12 protein-coding genes are annotated in these 16,012 nt (G+C 71.2%); 4 read left to right on the top strand and 8 right to left on the bottom strand.

What is annotated here, in order from left to right; translation table 11 throughout:
• Nucleotides 1-142: 142 nt before the first annotated feature.
• A complete protein-coding gene (locus tag AB0B97_RS32285) occupies nucleotides 143-352 on the top strand; it encodes a DNA-binding protein (RefSeq protein ID WP_357499089.1) in 210 nt (69 codons plus the stop codon).
• Nucleotides 353-694: 342 nt separating this feature from the next.
• On the opposite strand, the gene AB0B97_RS32280 is transcribed toward AB0B97_RS32285, so the two are convergent.
• The 3 genes from AB0B97_RS32280 to nrdR form a co-directional block, all read right to left on the bottom strand.
• Nucleotides 695-973, bottom strand: coding sequence for a DUF3892 domain-containing protein (locus tag AB0B97_RS32280; RefSeq protein WP_357499087.1), 279 nt, complete (start codon nucleotides 971-973; stop codon nucleotides 695-697).
• 281 nt (nucleotides 974-1,254) lie between these two features.
• Nucleotides 1,255-4,161: a vitamin B12-dependent ribonucleotide reductase gene (locus AB0B97_RS32275; protein WP_357499085.1), complete on the bottom strand. Its 2,907-nt coding sequence runs from the start codon at nucleotides 4,159-4,161 to the stop codon at nucleotides 1,255-1,257.
• 32 nt (nucleotides 4,162-4,193) lie between these two features.
• A complete protein-coding gene (gene nrdR / locus AB0B97_RS32270) occupies nucleotides 4,194-4,694 on the bottom strand; it encodes a transcriptional regulator NrdR (protein WP_234587987.1) in 501 nt (166 codons plus the stop codon).
• A gap of 592 nt (nucleotides 4,695-5,286) precedes the next feature.
• Here nrdR and lexA point away from each other — a divergent pair.
• Entirely contained in the window at nucleotides 5,287-6,072 is a 786-nt protein-coding gene (lexA, locus tag AB0B97_RS32265; RefSeq protein ID WP_357499082.1) for a transcriptional repressor LexA, read from the top strand.
• Between the two features lie 68 nt (nucleotides 6,073-6,140).
• Here lexA and AB0B97_RS32260 read toward each other — a convergent pair whose 3' ends face one another.
• On the bottom strand, nucleotides 6,141-7,829 hold the full coding sequence (locus AB0B97_RS32260) for a hypothetical protein (RefSeq protein WP_357499080.1): 1,689 nt from the start codon (nucleotides 7,827-7,829) through the stop codon (nucleotides 6,141-6,143).
• A gap of 50 nt (nucleotides 7,830-7,879) precedes the next feature.
• Nucleotides 7,880-9,334, bottom strand: a complete 1,455-nt coding sequence (gene hflX, locus AB0B97_RS32255) for a GTPase HflX (protein WP_234591467.1) — start codon at nucleotides 9,332-9,334, stop codon at nucleotides 7,880-7,882.
• A 185-nt stretch (nucleotides 9,335-9,519) separates the two neighbouring features.
• Here hflX and AB0B97_RS32250 point away from each other — a divergent pair, with 185 nt between their 5' ends.
• Nucleotides 9,520-10,986, top strand: coding sequence for an NAD-dependent malic enzyme (locus AB0B97_RS32250; protein ID WP_357499078.1), 1,467 nt, complete (start codon nucleotides 9,520-9,522; stop codon nucleotides 10,984-10,986).
• Between the two features lie 215 nt (nucleotides 10,987-11,201).
• On the opposite strand, the gene dapF is transcribed toward AB0B97_RS32250, so the two are convergent.
• Genes dapF through AB0B97_RS32235 form a run of 3 tightly spaced genes read right to left on the bottom strand, consistent with a single transcriptional unit; the run spans nucleotide 11,202 to nucleotide 13,733 of the window.
• A complete protein-coding gene (gene dapF, locus AB0B97_RS32245; protein ID WP_357499076.1) occupies nucleotides 11,202-12,059 on the bottom strand; it encodes a diaminopimelate epimerase in 858 nt (285 codons plus the stop codon).
• A 7-nt stretch (nucleotides 12,060-12,066) separates the two neighbouring features.
• Complete coding sequence (gene miaA / locus AB0B97_RS32240) at nucleotides 12,067-12,999, bottom strand: tRNA (adenosine(37)-N6)-dimethylallyltransferase MiaA (RefSeq protein ID WP_357499074.1); 933 nt, start codon at nucleotides 12,997-12,999, stop codon at nucleotides 12,067-12,069.
• A complete protein-coding gene (locus AB0B97_RS32235) occupies nucleotides 12,996-13,733 on the bottom strand; it encodes a class III extradiol dioxygenase subunit B-like domain-containing protein (protein WP_357499072.1) in 738 nt (245 codons plus the stop codon). The genes miaA and AB0B97_RS32235 overlap by 4 nt, the downstream gene beginning before the upstream one ends.
• Before the next feature lie 201 nt (nucleotides 13,734-13,934).
• Here AB0B97_RS32235 and AB0B97_RS32230 point away from each other — a divergent pair, with 201 nt between their 5' ends.
• Nucleotides 13,935-15,143, top strand: a complete 1,209-nt coding sequence (locus tag AB0B97_RS32230; protein ID WP_234591447.1) for a DUF349 domain-containing protein — start codon at nucleotides 13,935-13,937, stop codon at nucleotides 15,141-15,143.
• Nucleotides 15,144-16,012: the final 869 nt, after the last annotated feature.

Below are 16,012 nucleotides of genomic sequence, written 5' to 3'. Positions count from 1 at the left end.
CGGCACGTGCTTAGGCACCCGACCTCCACGCGAGTTGTCGCGCCGTCGCCTGGCGTGACCACCTCACCACACACCACTTGGCCATGTCTTGTCAATCTGCAAGTACCAATAGTCAAGTAGATGTCGCGCTTATTTTCAGGTCGTGAAGCGACCGCGCTTGTACGGGCCTGGCGAGTTGGCCGCCCTGTTCAACGTGTCGCGCCAGCGGGTACTACAGATCACCCGCCGACCCGGCTTCCCCGAGCCGGTGGCCCGCCTGATCGGGACGACCATCTGGGACGCAGACGAAGTGGACGAGTGGGCAAAGCACAACCGCCCACCACGCCCAACCGAGGGTGACGACGATCGCTGATCCCGCAAATCAAGAGTTAGATCCGCTCAGGGTCGAACCCCGACACAGCGCTTCCGCCATCAACGCCCGCACGGGTGGCTCGAACACGATGGTTACCACGAGGCTGCTTTCGGGCGGACCTGCGACCAGCTAGATCGATGCCGTCAAGTGCCATCCAGTTAGAGCATGCCCCGTGCAGTTGGCGGGCCGTCGCGGCGGCCGGAGGTATGAGCACCGCCGAACGCAGCGCCGACGCGCCGCGTTATACGGCTCGCCGGCGCTGGTGTGCTTACAAAGCGTCATAGTTGATGTTCGACTCCGGCCCGACTTGGCATGCGGAGCGAACCTGTGTTCACAGAAGGACTAGCGCTTCGGAAGCGCCAACAGGTTGTCTGTCTGCACGCCGTTCGCATGCGTGCGCAGGTACTTCTGCCCGTAGGCGGGCCTCACCACGCCGACATCGACGCGGTGACCGCGCCCATCCTCGACATAGGCTTTTCCGTCCTGAGATTCAATCCACGAGACAATCTCGGCGCGGGAGTTGTTTCCGGTGTCACTAGTGGCTGGCTCCACCCACCACAATCGGGAGATATGCTGGTGCGTCGTACCACCTTCGAGCCGGATAGCAACGATCTGGATCATGACACTTCCTCACTCTTCGTGTCGGTGTTCATTTCACGGAGTGAGGGCCGTACGCTAGCGTCGACAAACGGGGTTGCGTAGCGACCCTCCAGTTGAGGCGGGCACGCCAATGCCCGCCTCAACGCTTTTTACTTTGATCCGCCCTCTTGTCACCTCGTAGGCAACGCGTTGGGCTCTAGCCCGGAGGGACGCCGCCGTCTAGACGGACACCCCTCCGAGCATGAACTGTCATCCCATGTGTTCGCGGACGGACCTTTTGAACCCGCCGCGTTTCGCGTACGTCAGCTGCAGCCGCTGGTGGAGCCGCAGCCCTCGCAGACGTAGCAGCTACCGGCGGGGCGCATCTTCGTACCGCAGGTGAAGCAGAGCGGCGCGTCGGCGGCCTTGCCGATCACGGCCTCCAGCAGTTCGGTGCTGGAACCCACACTCGGCGCCGGCTTGGCGGCGGCCACGTCGGCCATCTCCTGGGCCGGCTGGGCGACGGCCTCCGGCTTGGCCGGGGCCTCGACCGGCGCGGATGACGCCATCGCGGTGAGCTCCGCTCCGGTGACCCCGGCGGCTTCCGCGTCGGCCTCGGCCCGCAGCTGGGCGGCGCGCTCGCTGGCGGTGAAGATGCCCAGCTCGGCGCGGCGCTCGTAGGGCAGGAAGTCCAGTGCCAGGCGACGGAAGATGTAGTCCATCACCGAGGCCGCCATGCGCACGTCCGGGTCGTCGGTCATGCCGGCCGGCTCGAAGCGCATGTTGGTGAACTTGCTGACGAACGTCTCCAGCGGCACGCCGTACTGCAGGCCGATGCTGATGGCCACCGAGAAGGCGTCCATCACACCGGCCAGGGTCGAGCCCTGCTTGGACATCTTGAGGAAGACCTCGCCGAGGCCGTCGTCCGGGTAGGACGACGCGGTGAGGTAACCCTCGGCGCCACCGACGGAGAAGCTGACCGTCTCGGAGGGGCGCTTCTTCGGCAGGCGCTTGCGCACCGGCCGGTACTCGATGACCTTCTCCACCGCGGCCGGCGCGGCGGCAGCGGTCTCTACGGCGGCCGGCGTGGTGGCCTTGTTGGACTTGGCCACCGAGAGCGGCTGGCCGACCTTGCAGTTGTCCCGGTAGATCGCCAGCGCCTTGAGGCCGAGCTTCCAGCCCTCGAAGTAGATCTTCTCGACGTCCTCGACGGTGGCCGCCTCCGGCATGTTGACCGTCTTGGAGATGGCGCCGGAGACGAACGGCTGGATCGCCGCCATCATCCGCACGTGGCCCATCGGGGCGATCGACCGCTCCCCCATCGCGCAGTCGAAGACCGGGTAGTGCTCCGGCTTGAGGCCGGGGGCGTCCACCACGTGGCCGTTGTCGGCGATGTGCTCGACGATCGCCTCGACCTGCTCCTCGGGGTAGCCGAGGCTGCGCAGGGCGCGCGGAACCGTCTGGTTGACGATCTGCATCGAACCGCCGCCGACCAGCTTCTTGAACTTGACCAGCGCCAGGTCCGGCTCCACGCCGGTCGTGTCGCAGTCCATCATGAAGCCGATGGTGCCGGTCGGTGCGAGGACGCTGGCCTGCGCGTTACGCCAGCCGAACTTGTCACCGATCTTGTTGCCCTGGGTCCACTGCTTGGTCGCCTCGCGGACGATCGCGGTGGCCACCGGGCTGGTCGGCTTGATCTCGTCGTTGGCCGCGGCGTGCTTGCGCATGACCCGCTTGTGCGGCTCGGCGTTACGGGCGTAGCCGTCGTACGGGCCGACGACACCGGCCAGCTCGGCCGAGCGGCGGTAGGCGGTGCCGGTCATCAGCGAGGTGATCGCCGCGGCGACCGAACGGCCCTGGTCCGAGTCGTACGGCAGGCCGGTGGCCATCAGCAGGGCGCCGAGGTTGGCGTAGCCGATGCCGAGCTGCCGGTAGGCGCGGGACGTCTCACCGATCTTCTCGGTCGGGAAGTCCGCGAAGCAGATCGAGATGTCCATCGCGGTGATGACGAACTCGACAGACTTGACGAACTTCTCCACCTCGAAGCCACCGTCGGCGCGGAGGAACTTCATGAGGTTGAGCGAGGCGAGGTTGCACGAGGAGTTGTCCAGGTGCAGGTACTCCGAGCACGGGTTCGACGCGGTGATCCGCCCGGTCTCCGGGCAGGTGTGCCAGTCGTTGATCGTGTCGTCGTACTGCAGGCCCGGGTCGGCGCACTCCCAGGCGGCCTGGGCGATGGAACGGAAGAGGTTCTTGGCGTCGACCGTCTCGATCGTCGCGCCGTCCAGCCGGCCACGCAGGTCGAAGCCCTTGCCGTTCTCCACCGCCGACATGAACTCGTCGGAGACGCGGACCGAGTTGTTGGCGTTCTGGTACTGGACGCTGACGATGTCGGAGCCACCGAGGTCCATGTCGAACCCGGCGTCGCGCAGCGCGCGGATCTTGTCCTCCTCGCGCGCCTTGGTGACCACGAACTCCTGGATGTCCGGGTGGTCGACGTCGAGGATGACCATCTTGGCCGCCCGGCGGGTCGCGCCGCCGGACTTGATGGTGCCGGCCGAGGCGTCCGCGCCGCGCATGAAGCTGACCGGGCCGGAGGCGTTGCCGCCGGAGGAGAGCAGCTCGCGGGACGAGCGGATCCGCGACAGGTTGACGCCGGAGCCGGAGCCGCCCTTGAAGATCAGCCCCTCCTCCTTGTACCAGTCGAGGATGGAGTCCATCGAGTCGTCGACGGCCAGGATGAAGCAGGCGCTGACCTGCTGCGGCGACGGCGTGCCGACGTTGAACCAGACCGGCGAGTTGAAGCTGAACACCTGGTTCAGCAGCATCCAGGTCAGCTCGTGGGCGAAGACCTCCGCGTCGGCCGGGCTGGCGAAGTAGCCGTACTCCTCGCCGGCGGTGCGGTAGGTGGTGACCACCCGGTCGATCAGCTGCTTGAGCGACCACTCCCGCTCCGGGGTCCCCACCGCGCCCCGGAAGTACTTGGTGGTGACGATGTTCGCCGCGTTGACGCTCCACGACTCCGGGAACTCAACCCCGCGCTGCTCGAAGTTGATCGAGCCGTCCCGCCAGTTCGTCATCACGACGTCGCGGCGCTCCCAGGACACCTCGTCGTACGGGTGGACCCCCTCCGTCGTCCACACCCGCTCGATCTTCAGCCCCGCGCCTGCCTTGTTCCGTGAACGGCTCGTTGTCACGCCGTCGCCCCCCTCGTCTGCGCGGTCACCCACCGCGCGTCCTGATCTCTCGAAAAACAGTGAAGTCAACTGGTACGGCCGGCGGCCTCGACCGCGTCGGCCCGGCCCTGCTCCCGGGCTCGCGCCACGGCCCGCAACGTCTCGATCTCGCGCTCGAAGTCGGCGAGCGAGTCGAAGGAGCGGTAGACGCTGGCGAACCGCAGGTAGGCGATCTCGTCCAGGTCGCGCAGCGGGCCCAGGATCGCCAGGCCCACCTCGTGACTGGGGATCTCGGCGGCCCCCTTGGCCCGGACGGTCTCCTCCACCCGCTGTGCGAGCAGCGCGAGTGAGTCGTCGTCCACCGGCCGGCCCTGGCACGCCTTGCGCACCCCGCCGATGATCTTCGTGCGACTGAACGGCTCGGTCACCCCGCTGCGCTTGACGACCGCGAGGACCGCCTCCTCGACGGTGGTGAACCGCTTACCGCACTCCGGACAGGAGCGCCGCCGCCGGATGAGCTGGCCGTCGTCGGCCTCCCGCGAGTCGACCACCCGGGAGTCGGCGTGCCGGCAGTACGGACACCGCATCGCCCAACCTCCAAAATCATGATCAACCGCGGACGCACCCGGCACCCCCGGACACGGTCCGCCACGACGGCACCACCTCGAGTGACGCCTGTCGTGATCAACATTACGGGAGTGCGGTCGGTAGTCGAACCCAACCTGTAGGCAACTTACGCCCATGTCACTACTACATCTAGGGGTTGACCGTATGTCGCTGGCGAAGCCCGGTCAAGTTGGCCGGCGTGTCCGGCGCGTCACGGACCATCCGGTCATCCGCACACCGCGCGCCACCGCAGAACCAACGCCGAGAACCCGCCCCGGTTACCGGCCGCACGGCCGGAACGCCCCGGAAAACAGCCACCGATCGAACATCCGTGCTATCCGACGTACCATTTATCAGAACATCCGTACGACCGGGGCGGTTTTTCACCCCGACACGCCGGCGAGAGGTCGTACAGATGTTTGAAAATGACCGATCTCACCTATACGGTCAGGAACAACCGGGCGCGATGGATCTTCACCGCACCCGGCGACGCACCAACCGAGCACCATCCGTGGCACCACCGCACGCACCACGAGCCGACGAGGCACCCAGCGCCGACCAGGGAGGACGGACGTGACCGAGGACCGGGCCAGCCGGCCGAAGAGCCCGCAGCAGATCACCGAGGCGGGCCCGCCGGCCACCCGACGCCGCAGCGCCGCGCGCAGCCGGACGGGTCAGCCCGCCGTGCGCCCGGTCACCCCGGTGGTCAGCGCCTTCCCCGACCCGGCGACGGTCGACCTGACCGCCCGCCAGCGTCGCATCCTGGAGTTCATCCGCACCTGGGTCGAGCGGCACGGCTACCCGCCGAGCGTCCGGGAGATCGGCGAGGCGGTCGGCCTGGTGTCACCGTCGAGCGTCGCCTACCAGCTCAAGGAGCTGGAGAAGAAGGGGTTCCTGCGCCGCGACCCCAACCGCCCCCGGGCGGTGGACGTCCGCGCCCCCAGCGAGGCCATCGACGACGAGTTGTCCCGCGCCCAACGACCCACCCCGGCGTACGTGCCGATGCTCGGTCGCATCGCCGCCGGTGGGCCGATCCTCGCCGAGCAGGCCGTGGAGGACGTCTTCCCCCTGCCCCGCGAGCTGGTCGGTGAGGGCGAGGTGTTCATGCTCCAGGTCAAGGGCGACTCGATGCTCGACGCGGCGATCTGCGACGGCGACTGGGTGGTCGTCCGGCAGCAGCCGACGGCCGACTCCGGCGAGATCGTGGCCGCCATGCTCGACGGCGAGGCGACCGTCAAGACCTACCGGCGACGCGACGGGCACGTCTGGCTGATGCCGCAGAACCCGGCCTTCGACCCGATCCCCGGCGACGACGCCACCATCATGGGCCGCGTCGTGGCGGTGCTCCGCCGAATCTGACCGGCCGGCGCGCGGGTGGGTGGACCACCGTGCTCACCCGCGCCGCCAGACCGATGTCGCCGACCGGGTCAGTAGCGGTCGCCCCGAGGGCCACGACCGCCCCCGGGATACTGCCCGTACGGGTCGCCGGGCGCGTCGCCGTCCCGCCGACGGCCGGGCCGCTGGCCCCGGTAGTCCGGCTCCTGTCCACCGCGCCGTGGCGGCTCCGCCCGACCGCCGCCGGGCTGACCACCACCGCCGCCGTACACCCCGCCGCCCGCGCCTCCCGGTCGGCCACCGGCACCGCCGGGCCGGCCTCCGGGACCGCCGCCGGCACGGCCGCCGCCGCCGTAGACACCGCCCCCGACCGGAGCACCGCCACCACCGCCGGGGCGGGCAGGGCCGTAACCGCCGCCGCCCTCACCGGCTGGGCGTGCACCACCGCCACCGGCCGGGCGTGCACCGCCGCCGCCGTACACGGCACCGCCGGCAGGAGCGGGACCGCCCCGGCCCGAAGCACCGCCGTAGACGCCGCCACCGGCCGCCGCACCGCCGTACACGCCCGTGCCGGGACGGCCACCGCCGGGCGGGACGTCCTCGTCCCGCAGCGCGCCGCGCCGATCGTCCCGGCCGTCCGTCGAATCCGCATCGTCGGCCGCGGGTGGCCGGCGGCGGGCCCGCAGGATGCCGAAGATGCCGGCGCCGACGAGCAGCAGACCGAGCACGCCGACAGCGCCCACGAGGTAGGTGATGTCGTCGAAACTGAGCCCGTCGATCCAGGACTTCTCGGCCGCCGGCTTGCCACCCCCGGGAGCGGCAAGGGGCGCCGCCACGCTGGTGGACGGCGTGTAACTCAGAATGTCGACGGGCTCGTCCGCGGTGAGCTGCCCGCCGTCGGAGACCGTGACGAAGGTCTTCCCGTCCGGCGTGTAGGAGATCGCCTCACCGAACGGGTCGGCCAGTGGCGTCACCCGGGGCTTGCCGGTGGTGAGCGCACCGAGGACGTCGCCGCCGGTCACGTCGTACTCGAAGGCGTCCGCGTACGTCCGGATGACGACGCGGCTACCGTCCGGCGACCGGGCGGCCCCGGTGACCGCGAGCCGGCCGTAGACGCTGAGCGGGTTCTCCGTGGAGGTCTTCGGCAGCTTGATCTCGCCGGCCTTCTTCATCGGCACCGGCTCGGTGTCGCCGTTCTTCAGCTTCGCCGTCGGGGTGAAGATCTCCGCGTTGCCGCTCGACACCTTGGTGATGATCAGCGGAAGGCCGTCGGCCCCCACCAGCAGCGCCTCGGCGTCGTGCGGCTTGTTCTCGGGGTAGGAGAGCCGGTGCAGCACGGGCTGCTTCGTACCGGTGATCGGCATGGTCCAGACCGCGATCCGCGACCGCCGCTCCTTGTTGCTGGTGTTGTCGCCGATGTCACCGATCCACAGGGTGTCGCCCTTCGGCGACACGGCCAGGTCCTCGGTGTCGAACGGCCCCTGGCCCGAGTAGCGGACCGGCTCCTTGGCGATCTTGCACTTGCTGTCGAGGAAGAAGATCCGTTTGCGCGCCTCAACATCGGTGCCGTCGTTGATGACGATGTAGCCGGTCTTGGTCGCCACCAGCCCGGACAGCTCCCGCAGCCGCTCGTCGGTGACCGAGCAGCGCTTCTTGCCGGGGATGGCGCCGGACGGCTGGGATGATCCGGGAGCGGGAGCGGCTACGGCGACTCCGGCCAGCGCCACGGTTGCCCCGAGCAGGCCGAGGGCAACCGTGACCGAGGAAACAACGCGGCGCATTCGGCCAGTGTCGCATGCCGCGCGTTTCCGGTGGATGACGCCGGGGCCGCTCAGGGCCGGCTGCCGACCGCCTGGCCCTCCCGCTGCACGTCGAACGGCGCCAGCTCGGCGGCGAGCGCCGCACTGACCCGGACGTGCAGCAGAGTGCCCTCCGGCAGGTGCGACGTGCTGAGCACCTCGCCGGTGCGGTGCACCCGGGACACCAGGTCACCCCGGTCGTACGGCAGGACGGCCCGGACCTCCACGGCGGGTTGCGGCAGCCGCTCCTCGATCGCCGCCCGCAGGGCGTCGATCCCCCGACCCGAGTACGCCGAGACGAAGATCGCCTCCGGCCAGAGTCGCTTGAGACGCAGCAGCGCGTCCTCGTCGGCCGCGTCGGTCTTGTTGACCACCAGCAGCTCGGGCAGCCGGTCCGCGCCGACCTCGGCGAGCACCTCGTGCACGGCCCGGACCTGCTCCTCCGGATCCGGGTGCGTGCCGTCGACGACGTGCACCACCAGATCCGCCTCGGCGACCTCCTCCAGCGTCGAGCGGAACGCCTCGACGATCTGGTGCGGCAGGTGCCGGACGAAGCCGACCGTGTCGGAGAGCGTGTAGAGCCGCCCGTCCGAGGTGGTCGCCTTGCGGGTGGTCGGGTCGAGCGTCGCGAAGAGCGCGTTCTCCACCAGCACGCCCGCGCCGGTCAGCCGGTTGAGCAGGCTGGACTTGCCAGCGTTGGTGTAGCCGGCGATGGCCACGGCGGGCACGGAGTTGCGGGTGCGACGGGCGCGCTTGGTGACGCGTACCGTGCGCATGCTCTTGATCTCGCGACGCAGCCGGGAGATGCGGTGGCGGATGCGCCGCCGGTCGGTCTCCAGCTTGGTCTCACCGGGACCACGCACGCCCACGCCGCCGCCGGCGCCGCCACCCCGGCCGGAACCACCGGTCTGCCGGGAGAGCGTCTCACCCCAACCGCGCAGCCGGGGCAGCAGGTATTCGAGCTGCGCCAGCTCGACCTGCGCCTTGCCTTCCTTGCTCTTGGCGTGCTGGGCGAAGATGTCGAGGATCAGCGCCGTACGGTCGACGACCTTGACCTTGGTGCGCTGCTCCAGGTTGCGCAGCTGCGACGGGGACAGCTCACCGTCGCAGATGACCGTGTCGGCGCCGGTGGAGAGCACCACCGCGCCCAGATCGTCGACCTTGCCGCGGCCGATGTACGTGGCCGGGTCGGGTCGGGTACGACGCTGGATCAGCCCTTCGAGCACCTGCGAGCCCGCGGTCTCGGCGAGCGCGGCCAGCTCGGTCAGGGAATTCTCGGCGTCGGTCACCGTGCCCTCGGTCCAGACGCCCACCAGGACGACCCGCTCCAGCCGCAGCTGGCGGTATTCCACCTCGGTGACGTCGGAGAGCTCGGTTGACAGGCCGGGGACGCGTCGCAGGGACTGTCGCTCCGACAGCTCCATCTCGCCGGTGGTGACGTCGTCGAACTCGTCCTCGACGGGGACGAAGCTCTCCTGGTCTCGCAAGCGGTTCTCCTGTCCGAAATGATGAGTAGAACGTAATCCTGACATGACACAACGCCGAACGCACCTGCTATATGCCCGTGCTGGAGGTCGCCAAAAGTGGGGGCGAATACCGGTCGACCACGGCAACCCGGTAGAAATGCTCAGGCGGCGGCCGACCGGCCGCACAGCCGTGACGGAGGGATCCCGTGGCCATCACCCGACTGCCGAGCGCCGGATTTTCGATCACCATCCGGATCGCCGTGACCGCGGACGCGTCCTCGATCGGCCGGCTCACCACCTCCGTCGGCGAGGCCGGAGCGATCGTCACGGCGCTGGACGTGGTGGACTCGGACCCGACGAACGTGATCGTCGACCTGACCTGCGACACCGCCGACGCCGGTCACGCCGATCAGGTGGTCGAGGCGCTGACCGCGCTCGACGGCGTGGACGTGCGCAAGGTGTCGGACCGCACGTTCCTCCTGCACCTCGGCGGCAAGATCGAGGTGACCTCGAAGGTCGCGCTGCGCAACCGTGACGAGCTGTCCCGGGCGTACACCCCGGGGGTGGCCCGCGTCTGCATGGCGATCGCCGAGAACCCGGCGGACGCCCGGCGGCTGACGATCAAGCGCAACACGGTGGCGGTCGTCAGCGACGGCTCGGCGGTGCTCGGGCTGGGCAACCTGGGCCCGGCCGCGTCGCTGCCGGTGATGGAGGGCAAGGCCGCGCTGTTCAAGCGCTTCGGCGGCGTGGACGCCTGGCCGGTCGTGCTCGACACCCAGGACACCGACGAGATCGTGCAGATCGTCAAGGCGATCGCGCCCGCGTACGGCGGGATCAACCTGGAGGACATCGCCGCGCCGCGCTGCTTCGAGATCGAGGCCCGGCTGCGCGAAGCGCTGGACATCCCGGTCTTCCACGACGATCAGCACGGCACCGCGATCTGCGTGCTGGCCGCGCTGACCAACGCGCTGCGCGTCGTGGGCAAGCAGCTCGCGGACGTCCGGGTCGTCGTCTCCGGCGCCGGCGCGGCGGGCACCGCGATCATGAAGCTGCTGCTGCGCCAGGGCGTCGGCGACATCATCGCGTACGACCGCCAGGGCGCCCTGCACCGCGGGCTGACTGACCTCAACCCGGCCTGGCAGTGGCTGGCGGAGAACACCAACAAGGAGAACTACTCCGGCGACCTGCCGGGCGCGATCCGGGGCGCCGACGTGTTCATCGGGGTGAGCGCCCCGAACCTGCTCACCGGGGACGACATCGCGCAGATGGCGAAGGACTCGATCGTCTTCGCGCTGGCCAACCCGGACCCGGAGGTCGACCCCCGAGAGGCGCGCAAGTACGCCGCGGTGGTCGCCACCGGCCGCTCGGACCAGCCCAACCAGATCAACAACGTGCTCGCCTTCCCCGGCGTGTTCCGCGGCATGCTCGACGCGCACGCCGAGGAGTTCACCGAGGAGATGGCGATCGCGGCGGCCCAGGCCATCGCCGACGTCGTCGGCGAGGACAAGATCAACCCGACGGTGATCGTGCCGAGCGTCTTCGACTCCCGGGTCGCCCCCGCGGTCGCCGCCGCCGTCCGCGCCGCCGCGCACAACCCCAGCCCCCTGCCGGCAGCCGACCCCGGCCCGTCGGACCTCCCGGAGATCGCCGCGAACGCCAGCGCCACCCCCTGAGCAACTCGACGCCTGCGGGCGCTAGGCGAGGGAGGCCCCCGACCGGGTCGTTTCCCTCCTTTGCTCTGCTTCACCCCGCGCAACACCTGATGTCCGGTTATCGGACACCGGGTGTTGCGCGGGTTGAAGCAGAGCAAAGGGCCGACAGCAGCGGCCGGTGAGCGGCCGGTGAGCAGAAGTTGGCCGCCGGCGCGCAGCCGGGTGCGCGGCCGGCCTCAGCGCCCGGGCGCAGCGGACAGGATGGAGAGGTCGACCTCGCCGGTTGCGACCAGGACGGCCGGGCCGGACAGCCAGCACGAGGTCTCGGTGACCGTCACCGTCAGGCGGCCGCCGGGCACGTCCACGGCGACCACGCCGGTGTCCCGGCCGGCGTCGCGCAGGGCCACCGCGCCCACCGCGCAGGCGCCGGTGCCGCAGGACAGGGTCTCGGCGCTGCCGCGCTCGTACACCCGCATCAGGGAGTGCCCGTCGGTGCCGTCGACCGGGTCGCCCGCCACGATGAACTCCACGTTCACGCCGGCCGGGAAGACCTCCGGGTCGAACCCGGGCGCGACGGTGAGATCCAGCGCGGCCAGTTCCACGCCGGCCGGCAGGACGCAGACCAGGTGCGGGTTGCCGATGTCCACAACCGTGCCGGGCAGGGTCAGACCGCCCAGGGTGGCGGTCGAGGAGTCGTACACCTGGGGGCGGCGCATCTCGACGGACACGGCGTCGCCCTCGACCAGCGCGCGCACGACGCCGGCCCGGGTGGCCACCGGCAGCGCCGCGCCGGCCGGCGTGGCCAGTTCTTTGTCCAGCAGGTAGCGCACGAAGACCCGCGCGCCGTTGCCGCACATCTCGGCGAACGAACCGTCGGCGTTCCAGTAGTCCATGAACCACTCGGCCTCGCCGGCCAGCCCGGCGCCGTCCGGATGCTTGGCCGCCCGGACGACCCGCAGCACGCCGTCCGCGCCGATGCCCCGCCGCCGGTCGCAGAGCGCCGCGACCAGCTCCGGAGTCAGGTCGAGCTGACCGTCCGGGTCGGGCAGGAGGACGAAGTCGTTGCCGGTGCCGTGGCCCTTGGTGAACTCCACGCCCCCATCATCGCGCAGCGGCCGGCACCAGACGCAGCGCGGCCCCGATCAGGTCCGGAGTCGCCGAATCCAGCCAGTGGATCCGCTGGTCGCGCCGGAACCAGGACCGCTGCCGGCGCACGAAACGCCGCGTCGCCCGGACGGTCTCGTCGTGCGCCTGCGCCTCGGTCAGCTCACCGTCGAGCAGGCGCAGCACCTGCTGGTAGCCGAGCGCCCGGCTGGCCGTCCGTCCCTCGGCCAGCCCCCGACCCACCAGCTCGCGGGTCTCGGGCACCAGACCGTCGGCCCACATCCGGTCCACCCGCAGCGCGATCCGCTCGTCCAGCAGCCCGGTGTCCAGATCGACGCCCAGCTGCACCGACGGGTAGTACGGAGTCGGTTGCGGCAACGACGCGGCGAACGGCGCACCGGTCAACTCGATCACCTCCAGGGCCCGCACGATCCGCCGGCCGTTGCCGGGCAGGATGCCCTCGGCGGCCACCGGGTCGGCGGCGCGCAGCCGCGCGTACAGCGGCGCGGGGCCCACCTCGGCCAACTCCCGCTCCAGCCGCTCGCGCAGCGCCGCGTCGGTGCCGGGGAACTCGAAGCGTTCGAGCACCGCCCGCACGTACAACCCCGAGCCACCCACCAGCAGCGGCACCCGACCTCGGGACAGGATGTCGTCCACCGCCGCGCGGGCCAGCCGCTGATACTCCGCGACGCTGGCCGGCTCGGTGACCTCCCAGATGTCGAGCAGGTGATGCGGCACCCCCTCCCGCTCCGCCGGGGTCAGCTTGGCGGTGCCGATGTCCATGCCCCGGTAGAGCTGCATCGAGTCGGCGTTGACCACCTCCCCGTCCAGCGCGTGCGCGAGCGCGATGCTCAACGCCGACTTGCCCGCCGCCGTCGGACCGACCACCGCCACGACCGTGCCGGCCGGGACTGCCGCACCGCCGGTCACGCCCGCTCCCAGGACGCCACGAAGTAGGCCACACCGTAGGGGGCCGAGTCGTGCAGCAACTCGCCGCGCCACCCGCCGCCGCTCGACCGGGCCGCCTCGGCGAGCACCTGCCAGGACGCCCGGCCGGCGACCTTCAACTGCGCCGACAGACCCGCGTCCAGGTCGCGCAGGACGTCCAGGTCCGCCCCGGCCAGGGCCGCGGCGACCCGCTTGTCGTACGGGAGGGAGCGCTGGTCGTCGTACCCGGGGGCCTTCTCCCCCCGGCAGGCCGACCCGTCACCGAGCACCAGCAGCGCCACCCGGTCACCGGCCGCGGCGACCTGCTCGGCGAGCGCGGCCACCTCCACCGGCCCGGCGTCGGCGGTCACCTGCACGGCGGTCACCGGCGCGGCCGTCACCGGCGCGGCGGGGCGTTCGGCGTGCCGGGCCAGCAGCCACGCGCCGACAGTCAGGCTCAACGGCAGCACCGCGCCGCGGTCCGGCTGACCGGGGACCAAGGGCACGTCCAGGTCGACGCCCCAGGGTTGGAGGGACCCGGAGGCCGGGGGCCGGATCGGGCCTGTCGACGGGCCGACGCCGAGCAGCACCACCGCGTCCGGGTCGGCTGCCAGCAGTCGGCGTACGGCGAGGTCACAGGCCGCGCGCAGGTCGTCCAGTTCGCTGGCGGCGGCACCGGCAACCTCCGGCACGAGCAGGGGCGGATGCGGGCAGACAGCGGCGGCGACCAGTGGCACCCGTTCACCGTAGCGGGAACGCCCGGTGCGTCTCCGCGCCGATCCGGTCAATCAGGCTCTAGGACACCGTATGGTCACGGTCGGCGATAGGCGCTCGACGGGGACCGGGTCGGACCTGTGACAATGCCGGAAGTAACTTGGCTGCGCCGTGGCGGCGACGGGGGATGGCTCCCTCGACGCCGGGAGAACGAGGATGGGCACATGAGCGACTGGACTGCCTTCGGACGGGTGGACGCGGACGGCACCGTTTACGTCAAGACCTCCGAGGGCGAGCGGGTGGTCGGATCCTGGCAGGCGGGAGCACCGGAGGAGGGTCTCGCGCACTTCGCACGCCGCTTCGCCGACCTGGTCACCGAGGTGGACCTGACCGAAGCACGACTCAACTCGGGCGCGGCGGACGCCGGGAACTCGTTGAGCACAATTCGGCGGATCCGCACCACGCTGCCCGAGGCCCACGTGGTCGGCGACATCGACGCCCTGGCCGCCCGGCTGGACAAGCTGGCGACACTTGCCGAGGAGAAGGCCACCGAGGCGCGCGCCGCCCGGGACGCCGCCCGCGGCGAGGCCCTGGCCCGCAAGACCGCGCTGGTCGAGGAGGCCGAGAAGCTCGCCGCCGAGTCCACCGGCTGGAAGACGGCAGGTGACCGGCTCAAGGAGATCCTCGACGAGTGGAAGACCATTCGCGGGGTCGACAAGAAGGCCGACGGTGAGCTGTGGAAGCGGTTCGCCGCCGCACGGGACGGCTTCACCCGGCGTCGGGGCGCCCACTTCGCCTCCCTGGACGCGACGCGCAAGCAGGCGCAGACCGTCAAGGAAGAGCTGGTCGCCGAGGCCGAGAAGATCAAGGACTCCACCGAGTGGGCGGCCACTGCCAACCAGCTCAAGGAGCTGATGACGCAGTGGAAGGCCGCCCCGCGTGCCTCCAAGGAGGCCGAGCAGAAGCTCTGGGAGCGGTTCCGGGCCGCGCAGGACGCCTTCTTCAGCCGGCGCAGCGAGGTGTTCTCCGCGCGGGACAACGAGCAGCGCGGCAACCTGGAGCGTAAGCAGGCCCTGCTGGCCGAGGCCGAGGCCCTGGACATCGACGCCGACCCGAAGGGCGCCCAGGCCAAGCTGCGGGAGATCCAGGCCCAGTGGCACGAGGCCGGCCGGGTGCCCCGCGAGGCGGCCGCCGGGCTGGAGCGCCGGCTGCGTGTCATCGACGACAAGGTCCGCGACGTGATGGACTCGGCGTGGCGCCGCACCACCAAGGAGGACAACCCGCTGCTCGCCCAGATGCGGGCGCAGGTTGCGGAGGCCGAGGAGCGGCTGGCCCGGGCGCAGAGCGCCGGGGACGCGCGCCGGATCAAGGACGCCGAGCAGGCACTCGCCGCCAAGCGGCAGTTCCTCCAGCTCGCCGAGCAGGCCGGCTGACCTGAGACCGTCGGAGAGCCCCCGGTCCCGTGCGGGACCGGGGGCTCCACCGTGTCCGGCGCTCACATCCGCACCCCCGCGCCCCGCGCGCACCCCGTCTTTCTCCCTCCGGCCCCACGTGCCGCGCCCCCGCACCCCACGTGCCGCGCCCCCGCACCCCACGTGCCGCGCCCCCGCACCCCACGTGCCGCGCCCCCGCACCCCACGTGCCGCGCCCCCGCACCTACGTGCCGCGCCGCCGCGCCCCGCGCCCGCGCCGCTACGCCCCGCGCCCGACCTGCCGCCGCGCCGCGCCGCGCGACCCGTGTCTCGTGCCCCGCGTGAAGATCCACGCAACTTCCCGGATGTTGCTGCCTCCGGCGCGCGGGAGACAGCAACATCCCTGATATTGCGCGGATCTTGGTGACGGGCGCGCGCTCCATGGCCGGGAGCGGGGTCGGGGGTGCCCGCAGGCATCAAGGTCACGCTCGATCCAGGATGTAGTGGCCACCGAACGCGGGGATGCCACTACATCCATGTTCGAGCGTGATCATGAGGTGGGGGCCCGGCACGCGGGGGCGGGGCGTGCGCGCGTGGAGGCCCAACGGGTGGAGGCGGGGCGTGCGCGGGCGAGCAACGCACGCAGCCGAGCAGCGCACGGGGGCGAGCAACGCACGCAGCCGAGCGGCGCACGGGGGCGAGCAACGCACGCAGCCGAGCGGCGCACACGGCCGGGCGGCGCACACGGCCGGCTGAGAACACGGCCGGGCTGAGAACACGGCCGGGCTGAGCACACGGCCGGGCTGAGCGGGCGCGCGGCCGGGGCTGAGCGGGCGCGCGGCCGGGGCTGAGCGGGCGCGCGGCCGGGGCTGAGCGGGCGCGCGGGCGCG

Source organism: Micromonospora sp. NPDC049004 (assembly GCF_040649315.1).
Lineage (GTDB): Bacteria > Actinomycetota > Actinomycetes > Mycobacteriales > Micromonosporaceae > Micromonospora.
The sequence above is the reverse complement of the archived record's forward strand: the minus strand, read 5'-3'. Positions and strand labels throughout refer to the sequence as shown.